This is a genomic window from Halorussus salinus, assembly GCF_004765815.2.
Classification (GTDB): Archaea; Halobacteriota; Halobacteria; order Halobacteriales; family Haladaptataceae; genus Halorussus; species Halorussus salinus.
Genome location: NZ_ML974128.1, coordinates 651,996 through 673,235 on the forward strand (window position 1 = coordinate 651,996; position 21,240 = coordinate 673,235).

Annotated in this window: 24 protein-coding genes; 18 read left to right on the plus strand and 6 right to left on the minus strand. The window is 66.3% G+C overall.

What is annotated here, in order from left to right; all coding sequences use genetic code 11:
* Positions 1–75: 75 nt before the first annotated feature.
* The 6 genes from EPL00_RS23805 to EPL00_RS11450 are packed head-to-tail and all read left to right on the plus strand — an operon-like array spanning position 76 to position 3,283.
* Complete coding sequence (locus EPL00_RS23805; protein WP_238398180.1) at positions 76–534, plus strand: PadR family transcriptional regulator; 459 nt, start codon at positions 76–78, stop codon at positions 532–534.
* Complete coding sequence (locus EPL00_RS11430; protein ID WP_135852589.1) at positions 527–1,135, plus strand: hypothetical protein; 609 nt, start codon at positions 527–529, stop codon at positions 1,133–1,135. The genes EPL00_RS23805 and EPL00_RS11430 overlap by 8 nt, the downstream gene beginning before the upstream one ends.
* The gene (locus EPL00_RS11435; RefSeq protein ID WP_135852588.1) at positions 1,132–1,764 is read left to right on the plus strand and encodes a hypothetical protein; all 633 of its coding nucleotides are present in this window, start codon (positions 1,132–1,134) and stop codon (positions 1,762–1,764) included. Before EPL00_RS11430 ends, EPL00_RS11435 begins: the two co-directional genes overlap by 4 nt.
* Positions 1,754–2,539 (plus strand): hypothetical protein, encoded by a 786-nt coding sequence (locus EPL00_RS11440; RefSeq protein ID WP_162224205.1) that lies wholly within the window; start codon positions 1,754–1,756, stop codon positions 2,537–2,539. Before EPL00_RS11435 ends, EPL00_RS11440 begins: the two co-directional genes overlap by 11 nt.
* Positions 2,536–3,114, plus strand: a complete 579-nt coding sequence (locus EPL00_RS11445) for a hypothetical protein (RefSeq protein ID WP_135852587.1) — start codon at positions 2,536–2,538, stop codon at positions 3,112–3,114. Before EPL00_RS11440 ends, EPL00_RS11445 begins: the two co-directional genes overlap by 4 nt.
* A complete protein-coding gene (locus EPL00_RS11450) occupies positions 3,107–3,283 on the plus strand; it encodes a kinesin (RefSeq protein ID WP_135852586.1) in 177 nt (58 codons plus the stop codon). The genes EPL00_RS11445 and EPL00_RS11450 overlap by 8 nt, the downstream gene beginning before the upstream one ends.
* On the opposite strand, the gene EPL00_RS11455 is transcribed toward EPL00_RS11450, so the two are convergent.
* The 5 genes from EPL00_RS11455 to EPL00_RS11475 form a co-directional block, all read right to left on the minus strand.
* Complete coding sequence (locus tag EPL00_RS11455; RefSeq protein ID WP_135852585.1) at positions 3,244–4,497, minus strand: site-specific integrase; 1,254 nt, start codon at positions 4,495–4,497, stop codon at positions 3,244–3,246. The genes EPL00_RS11450 and EPL00_RS11455 overlap by 40 nt on opposite strands.
* Positions 4,498–4,661: 164 nt before the next feature.
* Entirely contained in the window at positions 4,662–6,014 is a 1,353-nt protein-coding gene (locus tag EPL00_RS11460; protein WP_135852584.1) for an outer membrane protein assembly factor BamB family protein, read from the minus strand.
* A 93-nt stretch (positions 6,015–6,107) separates the two neighbouring features.
* Positions 6,108–6,314 (minus strand): hypothetical protein, encoded by a 207-nt coding sequence (locus tag EPL00_RS11465; RefSeq protein WP_135852583.1) that lies wholly within the window; start codon positions 6,312–6,314, stop codon positions 6,108–6,110.
* 78 nt (positions 6,315–6,392) lie between these two features.
* On the minus strand, positions 6,393–7,247 hold the full coding sequence (locus tag EPL00_RS11470) for a ubiquinol-cytochrome c reductase iron-sulfur subunit (RefSeq protein ID WP_135852582.1): 855 nt from the start codon (positions 7,245–7,247) through the stop codon (positions 6,393–6,395).
* Between the two features lie 324 nt (positions 7,248–7,571).
* Positions 7,572–7,796 carry a TrmB family transcriptional regulator gene (locus EPL00_RS11475; RefSeq protein ID WP_135852581.1) on the minus strand — a complete coding sequence of 75 codons (225 nt, stop codon included), beginning with the start codon at positions 7,794–7,796 and terminating at the stop codon, positions 7,572–7,574.
* A gap of 239 nt (positions 7,797–8,035) precedes the next feature.
* On the opposite strand from EPL00_RS11475, the gene EPL00_RS11480 reads away from it, so the two are divergent.
* The 3 genes from EPL00_RS11480 to EPL00_RS11490 all read left to right on the plus strand — a co-directional run bounded on the left by EPL00_RS11480 (position 8,036) and on the right by EPL00_RS11490 (position 11,571).
* The gene (locus EPL00_RS11480) at positions 8,036–8,689 is read left to right on the plus strand and encodes a DUF7500 family protein (RefSeq protein ID WP_135852580.1); all 654 of its coding nucleotides are present in this window, start codon (positions 8,036–8,038) and stop codon (positions 8,687–8,689) included.
* A gap of 192 nt (positions 8,690–8,881) precedes the next feature.
* Positions 8,882–9,313: a universal stress protein gene (locus tag EPL00_RS11485; RefSeq protein WP_202932605.1), complete on the plus strand. Its 432-nt coding sequence runs from the start codon at positions 8,882–8,884 to the stop codon at positions 9,311–9,313.
* Positions 9,310–11,571 (plus strand): amino acid permease, encoded by a 2,262-nt coding sequence (locus tag EPL00_RS11490; RefSeq protein ID WP_135852579.1) that lies wholly within the window; start codon positions 9,310–9,312, stop codon positions 11,569–11,571. Before EPL00_RS11485 ends, EPL00_RS11490 begins: the two co-directional genes overlap by 4 nt.
* 87 nt (positions 11,572–11,658) lie before the next feature.
* On the opposite strand, the gene EPL00_RS11495 is transcribed toward EPL00_RS11490, so the two are convergent.
* On the minus strand, positions 11,659–13,014 hold the full coding sequence (locus tag EPL00_RS11495) for a hypothetical protein (RefSeq protein WP_135852578.1): 1,356 nt from the start codon (positions 13,012–13,014) through the stop codon (positions 11,659–11,661).
* A 133-nt stretch (positions 13,015–13,147) separates the two neighbouring features.
* On the opposite strand from EPL00_RS11495, the gene EPL00_RS11500 reads away from it, so the two are divergent.
* From EPL00_RS11500 to EPL00_RS11540, 9 genes are all read left to right on the plus strand, one after another.
* The gene (locus EPL00_RS11500; protein WP_135852577.1) at positions 13,148–13,618 is read left to right on the plus strand and encodes a DUF3592 domain-containing protein; all 471 of its coding nucleotides are present in this window, start codon (positions 13,148–13,150) and stop codon (positions 13,616–13,618) included.
* Between the two features lie 108 nt (positions 13,619–13,726).
* The gene (locus EPL00_RS11505; protein ID WP_238398181.1) at positions 13,727–14,275 is read left to right on the plus strand and encodes a chemotaxis protein CheW; all 549 of its coding nucleotides are present in this window, start codon (positions 13,727–13,729) and stop codon (positions 14,273–14,275) included.
* A 111-nt stretch (positions 14,276–14,386) separates the two neighbouring features.
* A complete protein-coding gene (gene cheY, locus EPL00_RS11510) occupies positions 14,387–14,749 on the plus strand; it encodes a chemotaxis protein CheY (RefSeq protein WP_135852576.1) in 363 nt (120 codons plus the stop codon).
* Positions 14,746–15,786 (plus strand): chemotaxis-specific protein-glutamate methyltransferase CheB, encoded by a 1,041-nt coding sequence (gene cheB / locus EPL00_RS11515; protein ID WP_135852575.1) that lies wholly within the window; start codon positions 14,746–14,748, stop codon positions 15,784–15,786. The genes cheY and cheB overlap by 4 nt, the downstream gene beginning before the upstream one ends.
* A gap of 6 nt (positions 15,787–15,792) precedes the next feature.
* Entirely contained in the window at positions 15,793–18,015 is a 2,223-nt protein-coding gene (locus EPL00_RS11520; protein ID WP_135852574.1) for a chemotaxis protein CheA, read from the plus strand.
* A 13-nt stretch (positions 18,016–18,028) separates the two neighbouring features.
* On the plus strand, positions 18,029–18,643 hold the full coding sequence (locus EPL00_RS11525; protein WP_135852573.1) for a chemotaxis protein CheC: 615 nt from the start codon (positions 18,029–18,031) through the stop codon (positions 18,641–18,643).
* A 22-nt stretch (positions 18,644–18,665) separates the two neighbouring features.
* Positions 18,666–19,838: a chemotaxis protein CheC gene (locus EPL00_RS11530; protein WP_135852572.1), complete on the plus strand. Its 1,173-nt coding sequence runs from the start codon at positions 18,666–18,668 to the stop codon at positions 19,836–19,838.
* Entirely contained in the window at positions 19,838–20,347 is a 510-nt protein-coding gene (locus EPL00_RS11535; RefSeq protein ID WP_135853214.1) for a chemotaxis protein CheD, read from the plus strand. Before EPL00_RS11530 ends, EPL00_RS11535 begins: the two co-directional genes overlap by 1 nt.
* A complete protein-coding gene (locus EPL00_RS11540; protein ID WP_135852571.1) occupies positions 20,344–21,171 on the plus strand; it encodes a CheR family methyltransferase in 828 nt (275 codons plus the stop codon). The genes EPL00_RS11535 and EPL00_RS11540 overlap by 4 nt, the downstream gene beginning before the upstream one ends.
* The last annotated feature ends 69 nt before the right edge of the window (positions 21,172–21,240 follow it).

Genomic DNA, 21,240 nt, shown 5'->3' on the forward strand with positions numbered 1-21,240 from the left:
TCGACGCCGCCGCAAAACCCAAGCTGCCGGGTAAGCGCAGCGAACAACCGACGCTATCGACGGCGTCGAAAGACAATGGCAAGTTCAACATCCGAAGCTAAAGAAGTTACCGACCCCGACGCACCGACCGCCGACCAACCTGCGAGCGAGCAACCTGACGTTTCCGCGGCTCGCGGCCAGATCAACACCGAGTTCCGGTGGGCGATCCTCTTCGTTCTGCGCGGCTACAGCAACGGCCGGTACCACACCGACTACGCCGGGCCAGCTGGCATGGACATCAAACGCGCGCTCGAAAGCGACGACTGGCCCGAGTTCAGCGACGAAGTCCACCACGGCCGCCTCTACCCCAGCCTCGACACTCTCACCGACCTCGGCGTCATCAAAACCCACCGCCTCGACCAAGATAACCGCACCAACCGATACGAACTCACCGACACTGGCCGGAAACTCCTCGCACAGAAACTCCAGCGCGACATCGCCTGCTTCAAAGGCACCCCCGTCGGCGACGAAGAGGATGGTGGTCGTGATGAGTGAGATGGACGACGAGTACAGTCGCGTCGACTCCGCGATCGACGCGCTCGACGGCGTCGCCGCCACCAACCTCTCCGAAGACGAGTTCGCGGCCCTGACCGACGCCGTCCGAACACTCGACGACCTCCGAGCGTCGCTCGCCGCGAAACCCTCGTGCTCGTTCGACGCCGACGCCGACGCCGAGACGTGCGACATGGCCGGAGACGCGACCGCGGCCGACCCGACCCACGGTACGACGAGCGACGACCCGCGGAGGTTCACGCTCGACAACCCGCTAACGGTCAGCAGGCCGACGGCTATCCATGCCGACACGCTCGACAGCGCCCACACGGTCGCACTCCTGAAAGCACTTGCCGACGACCCGCCAGAGAACGGCACGGTCAACGCCACCGGCGCGCGATTCGACATCCGACGGCTCCGACGCGCACTCCTTGAGTTCGAACACGAGTTCGACAGCACCCACGCCCACCTCTCGGTTCGACAGCCCGCTGACGACGGCTTCGCCGACCACCTCCTCACACTTCAACCGTCCCAGACCAGCACGCTCGGCATCGGCCTCGCGCACTGCCCACCCGCCCCCGAGACGGACGGTGATAAACGATGAGCGACCTCTCGAACAGCGACTTAGAACTCCTCGGCGAAGCACTGCAGGATCTCCGCCACCCCGGTCGAATGAAACCCGTCGAGGGGGCGCTCAGCCAACTCGACGAGGTTCTCCTGGAACTCCAGACGCGCTCGGACCGCCCAGCAGGCTACGATATCGTCCGGAAGTCGAAGGAACTGCTCAGCGCTGGCGAGCGCGACCGCGCCGAAGAACGCCTTGCCACCCTCCTCGAACAGCACGGCCGAACCCCCTACGTCCACGACGACACCGACACCGACGCTGACGAGGCGGATGAGGTGGCGACCGACGGCGGCACCTACGGCCCTGAAGTGACGTTCGACCTACCAAGCGGTGATGACCGCGTCCAAGACCTCCTTGACGCGGCGGGCGTCGAGTATGGCGACGCGGTCCACTACCGGACGACGCCGGTCGCCGACGAGATCACCGAGGCGCTGGAGGCCGCCGTGGCACGCGCGACGAAAGGCTACATCGACCTCTCGGAGTTCGACCTGCACACCATCAACTACGAGAGCGCACGCGTCGAAATCACGGGAAGCTTCGGCCACCCGACGCCCGCCAGCGACTTCGAATCGTTCACCGGCGAGGAGGTGACGGCCGGTGGCGAGTAGTGCGGACACGCCGCCGACGCCCGACGATGAGGACGAGGAGTCGCCGGTCGCGATGGATCTCGTTCGGGCGGCGGTCGCCGCGGCCGACGAAGGCGATGAGGTCGAGCTCGCCATCGACACCTACGAGTGGCAGTCGCCGCTCGACGTGGTCGATACCGACGAGCCGGTCGAGTGGGACGCGCCCCACGACGACTGGTGGACGCGGTCGATCTACCTCACGGCCGCGCGCGCCAGCTACGAACTATCGTACAGCAGCATCGGCGATCCGAAGGCGGAACTCTACCGCTACGACGACGAAACCGGCGAGCGTGGTGACCGCCGCGGGCGCGTCGAACACCTCGCACTCCTCGACGACGAGAACCTCGTCCTGATGCGAGGATCGGACACGGGAGCGGGCGACGTGTACCACCTCCCGGACGCCGAAGCCCCGGCGCAGGCGAAGTGCGGACTGACCAGTGAGAAAGGCTGGTGGCGGAAACGCCGCGAGGTCCTGGACGGCTGGCGGGTGTGCGAACGCTGCGCTGACGACCCGGACGACAGCGAGACCGGGACCGACGACTCGGTGGACATCGCGCTCCCCGAGGGCGTTACCCCCCAAGATGTCCGTGACGCTGTCGAAGCGAACCTCGACAACTACGAGAAAGCTGACCTCGGCAACATCGCCGAGGACCTCGACGTGTCGCCCGGTGTCGCACGAAAACTCACGTACCATCTCGGTCTCTACAGCGAGAAGGTCCGCGAGGTCGTCAAGCGACCGGGAGGTGACCGACGGTGACCAACACATTGGACTTCCCGAGCGCGGTTGCCGACGCCCTCCGGGACGCGAACGACCCGGAGAGTCACGTCGAGCGTGACGCCCGCACGTTCCACCCGAGCCAGATCGCTCGGTGCGAACGCCGAGCGTACTGTAGCAAGCTCGGCCTCGAAGACCACTCCGACCTCCTCGGAGTCTTCCAGACGGGGACGCTCATCCACGAGTTCCTCGAAGACCACATGGCCGACCAGTTCCCACACGCAGACTTCGAACGCGATATCGAGATGGAAACCGACGGGATTCGGTTCGTCGGACGAACAGACTGTTACGACCCGGACGCCCAGCTCGATGTCACGGTCGTCTACCTCCTCGCGGAAGCCCACCCCGAGTGCATCACGGTCGACGGCGACATCGACGAGGACCTCCTCGACGACGCGCTCGACCGCGACGACGACCTCGGCTGGCGCGGCCATCTATGGGAACTCCTCGGGATGCTCGCCGCGGTCGCCATCGTCGCCCGAGAGACAGTACAGCGAGCAAGGAATCGGCTAACGAGTAGACATTCGGCCACGATGGACGGTGAGTCTGATGAGTAAGAGCGCACCGACAGTTTCGGAGTCTGAGGAACAGGAGCAAGAATTGACTGTGGACGAACGCGCGGTGTTCGACCGTCTCGCCGACCGCCACGACGGTACCGAAGTCGGCCAGATTGCGGAAGCCGTGCTTCAGTCGTCGTCCGACGAGAGCGAGGAGGCGAGATCATGAAGCTCGTCGCGGTCCATCACGCCGGGCTTCTCGTCGAGCGTCCGCCGAGCGCGCACGAGGTCCCGGCGGTCCTCCGGGTCGTCGGACTCGACCAGCTGAGAGTCAAGCGTCTCGGTGACCTCGTCGAGGAGTTGCTTCGCTTCGAGGTCGAGCGACTGCTGGCAGTGGACGCAGAAATCCCGCTCGCGCGGCGTCTGCTCGTTGCACCGCGGGCAGGTGACCGGCGCGAAATCGTCCGGTTCGTCCTCCTCGGCAACCTCAACGCCGTGGATGCGCGCGAGTTCGTTGTCGGCCTGGTCGCCGAACACCGAGATGTAGCGGGCGGCGTGTTCGCTCCCGCGCGTCCATCCGTGATGGTCTTCGAGATGGGCTTGGTTCATACCCTGACTAGCGAGATACGACGCGCTCGATTTGCGGAAGTTCGTCAGGGTGACCGGCCGCGACACCTCGGCGCGCTCGGCGAGTTCGTCGAGGAGCTTGGTGAACATCCGATCGGAGATGGAGTCGGGCGACGTGACCTTGCTCCACAGCGGCGCGGTATCGTCACCGCTGTCGGGGTGGGCGTCGAGCCAGCGCTGGAGGTGCGGCACCGAGAGGATGAGCGTGATGGTGCGTTGACCGACCTTCCCGTCGACGGTGATCTGGAGACCGTGGCGGTGGTCGGTGACATCGCCGACGCGCAGCGACTTGAGTTCTCCAGCGCGCGGCCCAGCGTCCCACGCGACGGCGACAAGCGCGGCATCCCGCGGGTTCATCGCCGCGTCGATCATCGGCTGGACGCGGTCGTCCCAGTGCAGCATCTTGGTCGGGTCAGGCTTCGGGTCGTAGTTCGAGCTCGTGCCGGTCGGCACCCACGCGAGACTCTCGGGGACCGCATCGTCACTGTCGGTGGTCCGCTTGCCGAAGACGCGGATGGCGCTTCGGTAGTCGCGGTTGGTCTCCTCGTTGTCGTAGGTGCGGTTGATCCACGCGACGATGTCCTCGGCGGCGTCACGGTCGTCGAGGGCGTCGGCGAGGCCGCCGACGTGTTCGGCCATCCGGGTGCAGTGCCGGAGGAGCTTCAGGTGTCGGTAGTCGCTATACTCGGTGGACAGGAGGTCGAGCGTACGGGAGAATTCGAGAAGGGCATCGCGGTCGGCCTGCTGGTCGATGTCGCGCTCGCCGTTCTCGATCTTCTCGCGGAGCGTTTCGACGCTGTCTCGGGGGTCGGTCATCTAGACGAGGTGTCTCACGACCCCGAAATAAGTCCTCGGATTGTGAACCTCGGGTTCCAGTCCCACCCCTGGCTTGGTGGCCGCGGCCGACACGTCCGCAGTGAAGCTTTCTCGCTGTCGTCCGTCGAACTCACTTCACCAAAAGGCGTTCCGGAACTCCGTCTTCAGCGCCGCGTCGCGGCGTCGCCGTACGAGAGCGCCGCGACCCGACCGTCGCCGTACATCACCAGTATCTCCGGTTCGGGGTCGTCGTCCACGTCGCCGAGCGTCGGGTTCGTCCAGATTGGCGTGTCGCGCTCGTACTCCGCGAGAATCTCGCCCGATTCGGGGTCCACGACCGCCACCGTTCCGCCGTTCGACGCCGCGACGAGTTCGTCGTCGCCGTCGCCGTCCACGTCGCCGAGGACCGGCGGCGGCGTCATCTGGGCGTTGACCGTCGTCAGACTCGTGGACCACTCGACGGTACCGTCGGCGGCGTCGATGGCGCGGAGGTTCCCGTCGCGGGCGGTCGCGTAGACCTCCGGGGTGCCGTCGTCGTCGCCGTCGCCGACCGCGTCCACCGCGGCGTAAGCGCCGAACGACCGTCGCCAGACCAGCGAGCCGTCGCCCTCGAACAGCGAGACGTTGCCCCCGGAGGTCGCGGTCACGAGTTCGGCGGACGCATCGCCGTCGGCCTGCCCGGTGGCGAACCACGTCACCGAGTCGCCCGCGCCGACCGAGCGGTTCCACGCGACCGACCCGTCGCTTTCGAGCATCACGAGGCGACCGTTGCCGAGTGCGACCGCTAACTCGGGCGCGCCGTCGCCGTCGAACTCCTCGACGTGGGGTTGCCCCCAGACGTAGTCCGCCGGGAGTTCGCGGGTCCAGACTGTTTCGCCGTCGGGTTCGACCACGAAGACGGTCCCGTGAACGTCCACCACGACGACCTCCGGGTCGCCGTCGCCGGTGAAGTTCGCCACGAGCGGTCGCGTGTAACCGTACGCCGAGAGGTTGTGTTCGAACGAACGCTCGCCGGTCGTCGGGTCGAACGCGGCGACGGTCTTCTCCGTGGAGGTGGCCAAGACTTCTCGGGTGCCGTCGCCGTCCACGTCCGCGAGGGTCGGGTCGGCGATGGCGTGGATGGTGCAGTTCTCGGCGGGGACCTCGTAGGTCCACTGGGCCGCGCCGGAGGAGCCCGAGAGTGCGACCAGCCCGCATCCCGCCGCGGCGTCCGATGCGGCGCTGGAGTCGTCGGATACGGTGTCGCGGTGGTCGTGGTCGTGGCCCGCGCCGTTCGGTGCCGTGCCGCTGATGGGCGCGAACACGAGCGACCGGTCGCCGACCCGCCCGCCGACCGCGACGTGGTGGTTCCCGGTGACGTTCCGCTCCGTGTCGCTGACCCAGTCGGCGGTCAGGTTCGGCGTCCGGTCGGACTGCGCTCCGGCGTCGTCGGTCTGGACGAGCGCGTAGGCTCCGGCCCCGACGAGGAGCGCCGAGGCGACGACGGCCGCGAGCGCGAGTGGCTTGATTCGGCTCATGGTATCGGTCGGAAGACGACCATCGGTCGGAACTCGGGGAGCCGTCCAGAAAAGCGTCTCTATCCGGCGTCGTCGCGCCGGGCGACCGTCCCCTCACCGAAACTTGCCGACGTTCGAGAAGTCGTCGTCCTCGCAGTTCGAACACTGTCGGGGTTTCGAGATGAACACCGAGCCACAGCCCTCACACTCGTAGAGGTCCGGACCGTCGTCTCGGGCGTCGCCGTCGTCGTCGGCGTTCGACTCGGGGGACCCCACCATTCGCCTGAGCCTGTCGAGGACTGCCGAGAGCATGCGCTTCAACGTTTGTGAATGCCGACTGCGGATATAAAACGTTTGTTGCCAGATACTGAAACTGACAGGTTCGTCGCCCGACCGTCGTCAGTCTTCCTCGGGGCGCGGGAGCGCGACGAACGAGACTTCCACGAGTTGAAACGGGTCGTACACCGACTGGTGACACTGGCAGTATATCTCGTCGGACGCCCCGAACCGGCCGCTGGACGCCAGCGCCTTGTACCCCGGCACGCAACAGAAGTGCGTACACTTGTTCAGGTTGGCGTAGAATCCCTGCTCGGTACTCGCCGAGACCCATTCGTTGCCCTGTTCGGACAACTCCTCGAACCGAGTGCTTCGGATTATCTGGACCGGCATCGTGCCCGACGGCGGCACGTCCTCCGAGCGCCACGTCGCCAGCGCGGGCTTGCCCAGTCCGCTCCGGCCGATACCGTTGCCCCACGTCGCGTAGTCCTCGAAGTGTTCGACGTTGACTCGTTCGCCACCTTCGACCTCCTCCTGTTGCCACTCGTAGGGCGCGGAACTCGCGTACCGGAAGAAGTTGTCTTGGTCGGCGTCGGGTCGGACGCCGGGGTACGTCTGGACGCCGCAGTACTGGAACCACTCGCTGGTGTAGGTGATGCCGCCCAGTTGCATCCGGGCGACGGTCACCTCGCGGCCCTGCTCGGTTATCGTCTCCGGTTCCGGCCAGACGCCCTTGACGAACCCCTCGTCGTCCACCTCGATGGGAATCTGTGGCATCGCGCGCGGTGCGGGTCCCGCGGTGTTCTCCGGGCCGTAGTACTGGGTGATACCGCCGCCCGCCCCGGTCGGCGAGGTGGTCGTGTCGATGGCCGCGGCGGTCACGGTGCCCAGACCGGCCAGCGACGCGCTCCCGACGACACCCTTGATGAATCGCCGTCGCCCCGACTCCGCGGGATACTTGTCGTCTCCGTCAGCCATGTTCGCCTCCCTGTCGCACGCTCGTGTTACTGTCTACCATTCCCAATCCCCCAGTAGTGCTGGGGGTTCTGCGCCAAAAGAACTGTCGGGGAAGTCCCTCCTCCGGCGGAGCGACGGTGCGGCGTTCGCCGGACTCCTCGTCGTTTCCCGGCCGCGACGACCCACCGAGGAGTCCGGATGGCCGCTGTCTTTTTGGTCTTGCCGTGAGTTCCTTCGGCTATGGCTCTCTCGAAAGAAGAACGCGAACGCATCGAGCAGTTCGTCGCCACGCCGCGCTACCAGCGTACGCCAGACCAACTCTGTCCCGAGGAAGAAGAGGAGTAGCTACTCCGCCACCGCGAAGCGCCCGTCTCGTTTCTCCACGAGTTCCCGCTCGCGAAGCGTGCGTAAGATACTGTACAGCGTAATTTTCTTCACGCCGAGTCCGGACTGGAGTTCGTCTATCGACGCCTCGCTACTTCGTAGGTAGAGATATACCAGTTTCGCGCGCGGCGACTCCAGTTCGCTCGGCAGTGCGTCGGCGCGTGTCGTCGGACGTTGAACGCTCATTTCGGTATCAGTGTCGAGTACTTCGACGATAATAAATCCCGTCTACAACAATCGTCGAAAACTCGGGCGGGCCGTAGCAAAAATTGCGCTCCTCGACAAAATTTGTCGCTCGAACCGGGAATCCAACGGAGAGTTCTCGGGGAACTGCGACGACCGAGCGACCGCGACGCGAGGAGATATCGGTCCGGACGCCGGGGTAGGCGGTGGGTTTATGTGAAATCGAACGGTACTCACTCTCAATGTGTCCGACGCCCGACGACGGTCGGAACCCCGACGAGCGGGCGGCCCTCGACGCGGCCGACTCCGGCGAGGACGGTGCGCTCGCGCCCGACGAACTCGACATCGAGAGCGACGAGAACGTCGTCTCGCTCGACACCGGCCGGTACGTCATCGGTACCGACGAGCGGCCGAACGTCCCCGAGGGCTCCTCGTCCGGCGGGTCGGCGTCGGACGAGAGCGCCCCGGAGTCGGGCGAAAGCGAGCGGTCGGCCGACCCCGCCGACGGTCGGCAACCGGGCGCGTCGATAGACTCGGGCGCGGTCAAAGGGTGGCTCGAAGACGACCTCGACAGCGTGAGCGCGCGCTACGGCTTCCACGTCACCGCCAAGTCCGACGACGCCATCAGCCACCAACAGATGTTCTCCGACGACGTGGGCGCGGTGTTCGACAGCCTCCTGCGGTGGTACGCCCAGCAGTTGACCACCGAGACCGCGGTTGAGGACGTGCTGGGCATCCTGCTGACCGAATCGAACGTTCGGGTGCGCTACTCGCCGTCCTGCCTGCAAGCGATTCTGGAGACCTACGACCTGAGTCCCGACGACTCCATCGCCGACTTCTTCGAAGCCGTCCAAGACGACCGGGGCGTGGTGTTCCCACCCGAGAACGTCGAGTAGACGCGGGGTCAGTCGGGAGTCGGGACGGATTCGAGGCAAGACGACCCCGACGTGAGTCGGGGAACGCGAACCTGTGGGTCGAAACTCTCGCCGGAGACGGCAGTCTCACAGTTCTCGACCGACGCGAGGGCCGGATACTCGCCATAGAAGTAGGAATTGTTTTGTCGTCGCCACCGAAAACCACGGATTACCATGACCGACGAGAGTCACGACCAATCACTTTTATCACACGTTCTGCTGCCCGTCGCGGACGAGGAGGACGCCGCCGCGTCCGCTCGGGCGCTCGAACCGTACGCTCCCGAGCGCGTCACCGCCCTCCACGTCGTCGAGAAGGGCGAGGGCGTCCCGGACAAGACCCCCGTCGAGCAGTCCGAGGAGCTAGCCGCCGAGGCCTTCGAGGCGGTCCGCCGGACGTTCCCGGACGCCGACGACCGGACGGCCTACGACCGCGACGTAGTGGAGGCCATCCTGAACGTCGCCGCCGACGCGGACGCGAGCGCCATCGCCTTCCGACCGCGCGGGAGCGGCCGTCTCGCCCGGCTCCTCACGGGCGGACGAACGACGAAAATCGTCACCGAGGCCGACCGACCGGTGGTCGTACTGCCGAAGGGTGAGGACGGATGAGTTCCGAAGACGAGGAGTTGGCCAAGGACCTCGGCCTGCTGGCGGCCCTGACCATCGGGGTCGGCACGATGATCGGCGCGGGCATCTTCGTTCTACCGGGACAGGCCGCGGCCGCCGCCGGACCGGCGGTCGCGCTCTCGTTCGTCGTCGGCGGGGTCATCTCGCTGTTCACGGCGCTGTCGGCCTCGGAACTCGGTACCGCGATGCCGAAAGCCGGAGGGAGCTACTACTACGTCAACCACGCGCTCGGGCCGCTGTTCGGCTCTATCGCTGGCTGGGGTAACTGGATGGGACTGGCGTTCGCCAGCGCGTTCTACACCCTCGGCTTCGGCGAGTACCTCGCCACCTTCCTCCCGATACCGACGCTCGCGCTCGGCTTTCTCACGCTCTCGTCGTTCCAAATCGGTGCCCTCCTCGCGGGACTCGTCTTCATCACCGTCAACTACGTCGGCGCGAAGGAGACCGGCCGATTGCAGGTGTTCATCGTCCTCGCCCTCGTCAGCATCCTCACGCTGTTCTCGGTGCTAGGCTTCCTCCAAGCCGACCTCTCGACGCTCCGACCGTTCTTCCCCGCCGAAACCGGTGGCGCGACCGCGATTCTCCCCGCGACCGGTCTCGTCTTCGTCTCGTTCCTCGGGTTCGCCAAGATTACCACGGTCGCCGAGGAGTTGAAGAATCCGGGTCGGAACCTCCCGCTGGCGGTCGTCGGGAGCGTCCTCATCGTGACGACGATGTACGCCATCATCATGGTCGTCCTGATGGGCGTCATCAACTGGCGACAGCTCAGTCCGGAGTTCACGAAGACGCCGGTCCTCGACGTGGCCGAAATCGCGTTCGGGACCGTGGGTCTCGCGGCGGTCGGGGTCGGCCTGCTGACGTTCGCCGGACTGCTGGCCACCGCGTCGAGCGCCAACGCCTCGATTCTGGCCTCCTCGCGCATCAACTTCGCGATGGGACGGGACAAACTCATCAGCCCGAAACTCAACGACATCCACCCGTCGTTCGCCACTCCGTATCGGTCCATCGCGGTCACGGGTGGTCTCATCCTGCTGTTCATCGTCGTCGGCGACGTGAAGGTGTTGGCGAAGGCCGGGAGCGTCCTGCACCTCATCGTCTACGGTCTGCTGAACCTCGCGCTCATCGTCATGCGCGAGGCGAACCCCGACGAGTACCAACCCGACTTCGAGGTGCCGCTGTACCCCGTGGTTCCCATCCTCGGTGCGGTCACTTCGTTCGGTCTCATCGCGTTCATGAAACCCGAGGAGATCGCCCTCGCGTTCCTGTTCGTCGCGGGCGGCATCATCTGGTACTTCACCTACGCGCGCTCGAAGACCGACAAGCAGGGCATCCTCTCTGATTTCATCCTCTCGCGGAGCGACGAGATGCCCGACTCGGCGGTGTCGGCCGCGACCTCGCTCCAACCAGACGGCGGACAGTTCCGAGTGATGGTGCCGCTGGCCAACCCCGAACACGAGACCGACCTCATCACGCTGGCCAGCGCGTTCGCCAGACAGCGCGGCGGGGTCTTGGACGCGGTCCACATCATCACGGTCCCCGACCAGACATCCTTGGAGTACGCCGCCGACCACTTGGACGAACAGCAGGAGGACTACCACGAGATTCTGGACGACGCCAAGCGCGACGCCGAGACGTTCGGCGTGGACGTAGAGACCCACACCATCGTCTCCCACCGCTCGTTCGAGGAGATATTCTCGGCCGCGCGCAACCACAAGGCCGACCTCGTGGTGATGGGCTGGGGCGAGGACGCCCACGGGTCGCCGGGCCGCGTCGAGGGGGCGTTCGACGACCTCGGGATGGACCTGCCCAGCGACTTCCTCGTGCTGAAAGACCGCGGGTTCGACCCCGAGCGCGTCCTCGTGCCGACCGCGGGCGGTCCCGACTCCGAACTCAGCGCCGAGGTCGCGCGCCTGCTCAAGGACGCCTACGACTCCGAAATCACGCTCCTGCACGTCGCCGACGACCGCGAGGAGGGCGAGGCCTTCCTCGACCAGTGGGCGACCGACCACGACCTCGCGCACGCGACCCTCCGCGTCGAGACCGGCGACGTGGAGGAAGCCATCGAGCGCGCCGCCGCGGACTCCTCGATGGTGATTCTGGGCGCGACCGAGCGGGGCCTCCTCTCGCGACTCGTCGGCGGGTCGCTCGTCGCCGACGTGGCCGAGGGCGTGGACTGCTCGGTCCTGCTGGCCGAGCGCGCCCACAAGCGCGGCATCAGGGAGCGACTGTTCGGTAACTGACCCGTCTCCGGTCCCGCGCGTCGGACCGAAGAAACGTCTCCCGTTCTCTAACAAATACGAATCTTTTTCGAAGCAATCAGAAGTGAGCTATTCCATCGCCGCGGCCGGTCGGTCGCCGTCCGGCGGCGCTCCGGCGTCGCCGCCCGGCGACTCGGCGAGCGACGCGCCGACGACCAGCAGGGGCGTCCCGACCCCGGCCAACACCCCGACGTACGCCGCGAGGAGGGCGACGGCGAACGGGCCGACTCCTCGGGTCGGCGAGAGGAGCGACGCGAACGGGAGCGCCGAGAGCGCGAACCCGACCGCGGCCGTCGCCACGCCGAGTCGTCGATTCCCGCGGCCGAAGGCGTACCCCGCCGGAAATAGCGCGAAGACCGCGACCAGCGGCGGGAGACTCGACAGCAGCGAGTAGGTCAGTTGGTCGAACGCCAGCGCCCCCGCGAGCGTCGTCCCGGCCGCCAGCGCGACGCCGACCGCTCCGACCGCGACGAGTCGCCGGTAGGTCGCCCGCGCTCGGAGGTCGGGCCGCCGGAGGAGCGCCCCGAAGACGACCGCGGTCGCGCCGACGCCGAACAGCGGCGCGGCGCTCCCGCCCAGTAGCGACAGGCCGCCGCCAGCGACGAGCGCCCCGCCCGTCAGGACGAGGCCGCCCGCGACCAGCACGATCCCGGCGCTCTCGCCGACGCGCGCGGTGAGTCGGGGAGACCGGGAGGCGAACGCGCCCACCACCCCGACGAGGAGACCGAACAGCGCGGTCGGGAACAGCGCGACGACGAGGGTACCCCCGACTCGCGGCGCGACCAGCGTCCCGACCGCCAGCAGACTCAGGAGGGGTCCGAATGCGCTAGCTCGGGGGACGAACGTGACGAAGCCGCGCTCCTCGAACGACGTGAGGACCATCCGGCGGCCGTCCTCGGAGACGGTCGCGCCCCCGACGGGTTTGCCGATTACCATCTCCTCGGGTGCGACCACGACGAGGCGGTCCGCGCCGAGTCCGTGGAGGTTCCGGTAGCCGTAGGCGTCGGTGAACTCGCCCGACCGGAGCGTCCCGCCGACGGACTCCTCGGCGAACTCGGGTTCGCGGTAGCGGAGCGTCAGGACGCGCTCCGAGACGTTCGCCCCGACGAACTCGGCGTCCCACATCGCTCGCTCGGCGATTTCGGTCCGGAGCGCGTCGTCCTCGCGCAGGGTAGCGGCGCTCCCGGCGTCCGCGAGGCGGTTCCGGACGACCCACGTCGCGGTGCCGTTCCGAGCGACCGAGACGGTGGCGGTGGACCGTTCCACGGCGACGCTCAGGTCGTGGGCTTCGGCGGTCTCCTCGAACGACTCCCCGCAGGCGTCACAGAGCGGTCGGGGCGGCGGGGCGGCGCTACCGGGCGCGACGACGGCGAACAGCGAGGAGACGACGAGCGCACAGGCGACGAGATGGAGGGCGCGAGTCATACGCACGTCGTCACAGTCCTCCGACAAGTACGTTCCGACGGTGCCGTCTCCTCGACCGGCGAGCGTCCGAACGGATGATGTAGCGACGGGAACATGAAGCCAGATTTAACACTCTCCGCTCTGACCCCTCGGTATGGAAGTCGACATCGACGGCCCGTCCGGTCCCCTCCAACTCGCGGTCGCGGTGCTGGTAGGACTCGCCATCTTCGGGTGGGGTGCGTACAGCTACACGACCCAAACCTCGGCGCTGAACTCCGCGACGCAGGTCGAAGCGACCATCACCTCCACCTCCGTCGAGACGTTCAACCAACGACGTGGCACGGACTACGGTCCGCAGGCGACGTTCGAGTACACTTACGAGGGAGAGAACTACACCTCCTCGAACGTCTACCCCGGAGAGCTTCCGAGGGAGTTCGACAGCGAGAACGCCGCCAGAGACCAACTAGATGGGTACGAACCGGGCGACACCGTGACGGCGTACGTCCCGCCGAACTCTCCCGGTAACGCCTACCTCATGCACGAGAGCAGCAACAAGCCGTTCCTCGTGATGGGTTTCGGCGTCCTGTTCGTTCTGGGGGCCGCGTACTCGGCTCTCAGAGACTGATTGCGGACTCGTTTTCGTCGCGTCACCGGTGGCTTCGAGGAGAACCGCAATCTCACGTCCGATTATCAAATTCGAGAGACGAGGCCGGGATTTATATGCTGGAGTTCGATGTTCAAATTAGAGACTGCTATGGAGGTTCAGGAGACCGGCGCTGACGACGGACCCGAGGAGACCGACTCGCCGGAGGTCGCCGAGGGACCGACGCGACAGGTCGTGGAGTTCCGCCTCGGCGAGGACTACTGCGCCATCGACATCGAGGAGGTAGACAGCATCGTGGAGATAAAGAAAGTGACCCGTATCCCCCGGACGCCCGACTCCGTGGACGGCGTGATGGACCTGCGTGGGGAGACCACCGCCATCATCAACCCTCGGACGTTCCTCGGCATCGACGGCGACCAACCCGACGGCGACGAGCAGAACGTCCTCGTGTTGGACCGGGCCGACGACAAGCAGAAAATCGGTATCCGCGTGGACGAGGTACTGGAGGTCACGACCTACCCCGAGAGCAAGATAGACACCGACGACGACCTCTCGGACCTCCAGACGCGGGGCATCCGCGAACAGGTCTCGCGAGGTATCATCCGCAAGCCGAACGGCGACGGACTCGACCTCGTGGTCTGGATAGACATCGACGCCATCATCGACCAGTTGAAATGAAAACGATTAGGTCGGCCGGTCGGGCGCGCGTCGCAAGGAGCATCAGTCGTGATAATCGGAGGGGAGAATTTATTTCGCCCCGTTTCAAACCAACCGCTTGGTGACTATCGCATGGCTAAGAACGTACTCATCGTAGACGACTCGGAATTTATGCGGAATCTACTTCGGGAGATACTGGAAGAGGAGTTCGAAATCGCGGGCGAGGCCGAGAACGGCGTCGAGGCGGTCGAACTCTACGAGGAACACGCCCCGGACCTCGTGATGATGGACATCGTGATGCCCATCCGGGACGGTATCGAGGCGACCACCGAAATCAAGGACGCGAACCCCGACTCGAACATCATCATGTGTACCAGTATCGGGCAGGAAGAGAAGATGAAGGCCGCCATCAAGGCGGGTGCCGACGGCTACATCACCAAACCCTTCCAGAAACCCAGCGTGATGGACGCCATCGAAGACGTTGTCTCAGCATGACGCGGGCAGTCGTCGTGGACGACTCGCATTTCATGCGGACGGTCATCTCCGACATCCTCGAAGACGGCGGCATCGAAGTCGTCGCGCAGGCCAGCGACGGCGAGGAGGGCGTCGAGGCCGTCGCTACTCACGACCCGGACGTGGTGACGATGGACGTGGAGATGCCCCGCATGAACGGCATCGAGGCCGTCGAGGAGATCATGGCGACGAATCCGACGCCAATTTTGATGCTGTCGGCCCACACCGAGGACGGTGCCGAAGCGACGTTCGAGGCCTTGGAGCGAGGGGCGGTGGACTTCCTCGCCAAACCCGGCGGCGAGGTCTCGACGGAGATTTCGGCCCACGGCGACGCGCTGGTCGAGAAGGTCGAGTCGGCGACCCGCGCCGACCCCGCGTCGGTCGAGGAGGTTGACACCGCCGATTCGGACACGCTCGATACCGACCACGGCTACGTCGAGAACCCGACGCTCGTCGTCGGGGCCTCGACCGGCGGCCCGCGCGTCGTCGAGCGAGTCCTGTCGAGTCTCCCGCGGGAGGCGGACTTCCGGGTCCTCGTCGTCCAGCACATGCCCGACGGGTTCACCGGTCGGTTCGCCGAGCGACTGGACCGCCGGAGCGAGTACGACGTACGGGAGGCCACCGACGGCATCCGAATCGGCGGCGGCGAGGCCGTCGTCGCCAAGGGCGACTACCACATGGCGGTCGCTGGATACGGCAACGGTCGCCTGCGCATCCGACTGACGCAGGACGAACCGCTCCACGGCGTCCGCCCGGCCATCGACGTGACGATGGAGACGGCCGCCGAAACCGTCGATGGCCCGCTCACCGGTGTCGTCCTCACCGGGATGGGGAGCGACGGCGCGGCGGGCATCGAGGCCATCAAGGGTGCGGGCGGCGCGACGCTCGCCCAAGACGAGGAGACCTCTTCTGTGTTCGGCATCCCGGCCCGCGCCATCGAGACCGGGTGCGTGGACGACGTGCGCTCGGCCGACGAGATGGGCAAGGCGATTCTCGACACGATACGAGATGGACGGTGAACAGAAATGGAAGATTACATTCAGGATTTCATACGTGAGAGCGAAGAGAACGTCACGGAGTTGAACAACTCCCTGCTCGAACTGGAAGACGACCCGAGCGACGAGGCCGCGATGGACTCCATCTTCCGGACGGCCCACACGCTGAAGGGCAACTTCGGCGCGATGGGGTTTCAGGACGCCAGCGACCTCGCACACGCCATCGAGGACCTGCTGGACGAGATTCGTCAGGGTCGCATGGAGGTCACGCCCGAGGTCATGGACCTCGTGTTCGCGGGCGTCGACGAGATAGACCACGCGCTCGACCAGATAGAGGAGGACGGCGAGTCCGACATCGACCCCGACGACATCATCGCCGACATCCGGAGCGTCATCGAGGGCAACGAGGCCGCGGGCGACGACGACGGCGCGGCCGACGACGAGGCCGACGCCGAGACGGACGCTGACCTCGACGACGTTCCAGTCGCGGACCTCGACGACCCCGCGGCGCTCGCGAACGCCGACGGCCAGCCGTTCCACGTGGACGTGGACATGGGCGACCCCCAGATGAAGGGCGTCGACGGCATGTTCGCCTTGGAGGGTCTCAGCGAGAATCTGGACCTGTTGGGAACCGTCCCCGAAGTGGACGCCATCAACGACGGCGAGTACGACGACGGCTTCGACGCCTTCGTCGCGGCCGACGACGAGAGCGAAGTCGAGTCGGTCGTCGCCGCCACGGGGAAAATCGCTGGCGGAACCGTGACCCGAATCGACGTGGCCGAAATCGACGTGGCGAGCGCGGGCGGTTCGGCCGACGCGTCGGGTGAGAGCGCGGACTCCTCGGCCGACGCGTCCGCACCGAGCGAAGCGGACGAGGGAGACGAGGACGCGACCGAGACGAGCGAAGTCGAGGTCGACGACGCGTCGGCGTCCGACTCGGATGCGGACGCCGGAGACGAGAGCGACGACTTCACCGACGCCGACGTGGTCGAGACCGACGACTCGGACGCCACTTCGACCGCCGACGGGTCCGACGACGGCGGCGACTCGTCGGGGTCGGAGTCGTCCGGAAGCTCCTCGCGGTCGTCCGAGGGCTCCTCGACCGCCGAGGAGATAGAGGAGATTCAGTCGGTCCGCGTGGACGTGGACCAACTGGACGACCTGCACGGGCAGGTCGAACAGCTCGTCACGAGCCGCATCAAGCTCCGGCGGTCGGTCGAGCAGGCCCAACTCGACAGCGCCGAGGACCACTTGGACGAGTTGGACAAGATAACGTCCAGCTTGCAGGACACCGTGATGGACATGCGGCTGGTGCCGCTGAAGAAGGTCGTCAACAAGTTCCCGCGGCTGGTCCGGGACCTCGCCCGCGAGCAGGAGAAGGAAGTGGACTTCCGGATGGAGGGGACCGACATCGAGTTGGACCGCACTATCTTGGACGAGATAAGCGACCCACTGATGCATCTCCTGCGTAACGCGGTGGACCACGGCATCGAACCGCCCGAGGAGCGCGAGGCCGCGGGCAAGTCCCGCGAGGGGACGATTCGGCTCCGCGGGTTCCGCGAGCGCGACCGCGTGACCATCGAGGTCGAGGACGACGGCGGCGGCATCGACGCCGACGCCATCCGGACCAAGGCGGTCGAGAAGGGGGTCATGAGCCGCGAGGAGGTCGACGACCTCTCGGAGGAGGAGGCCCAGAAGCTGGTCTTCCACGCCGGGTTCTCGACCAACGACGAGGTGACGGACGTGAGCGGTCGCGGCGTCGGGATGGACGTGGTCCAAGACACCGTCTCGCGCCTCGACGGCGAGATTCGCGTGGACAGCACGCCCGGCGAGGGGACGACGATCAGCCTCTCGCTGCCCGTCACGGTCGCCATCGTGAAGGTCCTGTTCGTCCAGTCGGGCGACGAGGAGTACGGCATCCCCATCAAGAACGTGGACGAGATTCGACGGATGGAGGAGGTCCAGACCGTCGAGGGCGAGGAGGTCGTCACTCACGACGACACGGTGTATCCGCTCGTGCGTCTCGGCGACGCGCTGGACGTGCCCGGCCAGACCAAGAACGGCGACGGAATGTTGGTCCGGGTCAAGGAGTCCGAGCGGCAGGTCGCCATCCACTGCGATGCGGTGAGCCGTCAAGAAGAGGTCGTCGTCAAACCGTTCGAGGGCATCCTGTCGGGCATCCCCGGACTGTCGGGTGCCGCGGTCCTCGGCGAGGGAGACGTTGTGACGATTTTAGACGTGGAGACATTGTGAGAGGTGACGAGATATGAGCCGAGGTGAGGAACGAAACTTGCACATCGACATACGAAAGCTGAACCTGTTCAACCAGATGGCAAAGGAGGGCGCGAACACGGTCGCCAACCATCTGAATCAGATGACCGGCATGGAGACCGAGATGGAGATCACGAAAATAAACTTCCTCGACATCGAGGACATCAAGACCCACGTCGGTCACGAGAAGCAGGTCGGCACCCACATCGAACTCGTGGAACCGCCTCACGGGTACATTCTCTTCCTGTTCAGCGCGAGCAGCGCGAAGAAACTCGCCACGGGGATGCTCCCCGGAAGCGCCGACCCCTCGTCGAAGGGGTTCTCGGACATGGAGCGGTCGGCGGTACAGGAGATCGGCAATATCATGACCAGCGGGTTCATCGACGGGTGGGCGAACGTGCTGGACACGACCATCGACATCTCGACGCCGAAGTTCACCTACGGCGCGGGGTCGAAGATGGTCGAGAATCTGGTCGCGTCCCGGCCCGACGAGATGGCGCTCGTGTTCGACTCGCGGGTCCACGCCCGCGAGGCCGACGTGGAAGTGAAGGTGTACACGTTCCCCGAACTGGAGGAACTCGTGTCGCTGATGCAGCAGATAGAGATATGAGGCTCGGCCAGAGGTCCAACGTATGAACGTGGATGTCGAATCGCTGGGAACCTTCAACCGGACCGCGCAGGCGGGCGCGCGGCGGGCCGCCGAGAACCTCACCGGAATGACCGGCATCGAGACCGCGGTGGACGTGACCGAGGTGACGCTGGCGTCGTCCCGAGACCTCGCGCGAGGAGACCGGCGGGTCGGCGTCGCCATCGACTTCGAGGGCGGCATCGCCGGAACGAGTCTCCTCTCGTTCTCGCCCGAGGGCGTCGAGGTCCTGCTGGACACGCTCCTGCCCGGCGAGGGCGTCGAGGAGAGCGCGGTCGCCGAGGTGGGCAACATCGTGACCAGCGGGTTCGTGGAGGGGTGGGCCGACCACCTCGATACGACCATCGACATCGCGCCGCCCGAGTACGTCGAGGGGACCGGCGGGGAACTGCTGGACGCCGCCGGGTTCGAGCGCGACCAAGCCCTCGTCTTCCGGAGTCAGGTCGGAGCGGTCGGCGAGGAGTTGGACGTGGAGTTTCACATGTTCCCCGACCGGGCCTCGATGGAGGAGATGCTGTCGGGCGGCGACGACCCGGTCTCCGTCGAGAAGCTGGCGGCGCTCCGCGAGATGGCCGCGACAGGCGCGGAGACCGCCTCCGAGAGCGTCTCGGCGATGACCGGCATCGCCACCGGGGTCGATATCACGCAGTTGAGTTTCGTCCCCGTCGAAGACGTGCCCGCCGAACTGGCCAATCGCCCCTACGTCGGGGTCGTCCTCGAAACGGAGGGCGCGCTCGGCGGGTATCTCCTCGTGCTGTTCGACGAGGCGTCGGCCCGCGAGGTGGCCGCGTCGCTCGTCCCCGGCACCGACGAGGTGACGACGTTCGAGGGACCTGCCCGGTCGGCGATGAAGGAGATCGGCAACGTGATGACCAGCAGTTTCATCGACGGATGGGCGAACGTGCTGGACGCGACTATCGACATCTCGCCGCCCCAGTTCGTCCACGACTCGGGTCCCGCGGTCGCCGAGTCGGTCGTCGCGCGCCTCGGGCGCACCCAACCGTTCGCGTTCCTCTTCGACGCGACGCTCCGGGCCGACGACCGGGAGTTCGACTGCGAGATTTACGCGCTCCCCGACGAGACCGACCTCCGGACCGCGTTGGACGACCTCGACCCGGACGCCACGGCCGAACGCACGACGAAAGCGGGTCCACTATGATGACCGCCGAACGCCCCTTCCTCGCCGACGACGTTCCCGACCGCGTGCGAGTCGGCGTGGCCGAACTCGCGGTCGCCGCGGGCGAGACGATACTCACGACGAGCGGTTTAGGCTCCTGCGTCGGCGTCGCCGTCGCCGACCCGGTTGCAGGAGTCGCCGGACTGGCCCACGTCATGCTTCCGGACGAGACCGGCGACGACCGTGGAAAGCCAGCCAAGTCCGCCGAGACCGGCGTCGAGCGACTGTTGGCCGACCTCGAAGCCGCGGGCGGCGACCCCGAGCGCGCCGAGGCCAAACTCGCGGGCGGGAGCAAGATGTTCGACTTCTCGGGCGTCAGCGAGGGCGTCGGCGAGCGAAACGTCGAGCGGACCCGCGCCGCGCTCGCCGACCGGGACGTGCCGGTCGTCGCCGAGGACGTTGGCGGCGACTACGGCCGGTCGGTCGAGTTGACTCCCGAGACGTGGACGTTGACCGTGACCAGCACCCACGAGGGGGTCGAGGAGCTGTGACGCCCGACGCCGAGGCGTTCGACCGCCTGCTAGAGTACGTCGAGGAGGAACTGGGCTTCGCCACCAGCTACTACGACGACTCGTATCTCGACCGCCGGGTCTCCTCGCGGATGCGCCGGAGCGATACCGACGAGTACGCCGAGTACCTCGACCTCCTGCGGGACGACGAGAGCGAGCAGGAAGCCCTGTTAGACGCGTTCTCGGTCAACGTCACCAGCTTCTTCCGCAACCCGGAGGTCTGGGAGGAGGTCCGGAACGTCCTCCGGGCGCTCTCGACCGAGCGCGAGCGGATTCGGCTCTGGAGCGCGGCCTGCTCGGACGGCCGGGAACCGTACTCGCTGTCGATGCTGGCGCTGGACGACCCCGAGGTCGCCGACTGGAGCGTCCGGATAACCGCGACCGACATCGACCGCGAGATTCTGGCGGCGGCCCGCCGGGGCGTCTACGAGAACACCCGGACGACCGACATCGGCGAACAACTCGCGCCGCTGGACGAGTACGAGCGGTACGTCGAGCGCACCGACGACGAGTTCGCCGTGACCGACCCCGTCAAGGACCTCGTGTCGTTCGAGCGCCACGACCTCATCAACGGCGACCCGAAGTCGGACTTCGACCTCGTGGTGTGTCGCAACCTCTTCATCTACATCGACGCCGAACACAAACTCCCGATTCTGGAGACGGTCTCGAAGTCGCTGTCGGTGGGCGGCTACCTCGTCATCGGGAAGACCGAGACGCTCCCGGACACGCTCAAACCAGCCTTCGAACCGGTCGCGCGACGCCTCCGCATATATAAGAAAGTCGATAGTACATCTCTTCAGGAGTAAAGCGGAAGAAACAGGTTGTAGAGGGTCTCTGTCGGGTTTTCGTCACCCTCCCTCGGCGAGTATCAGAGC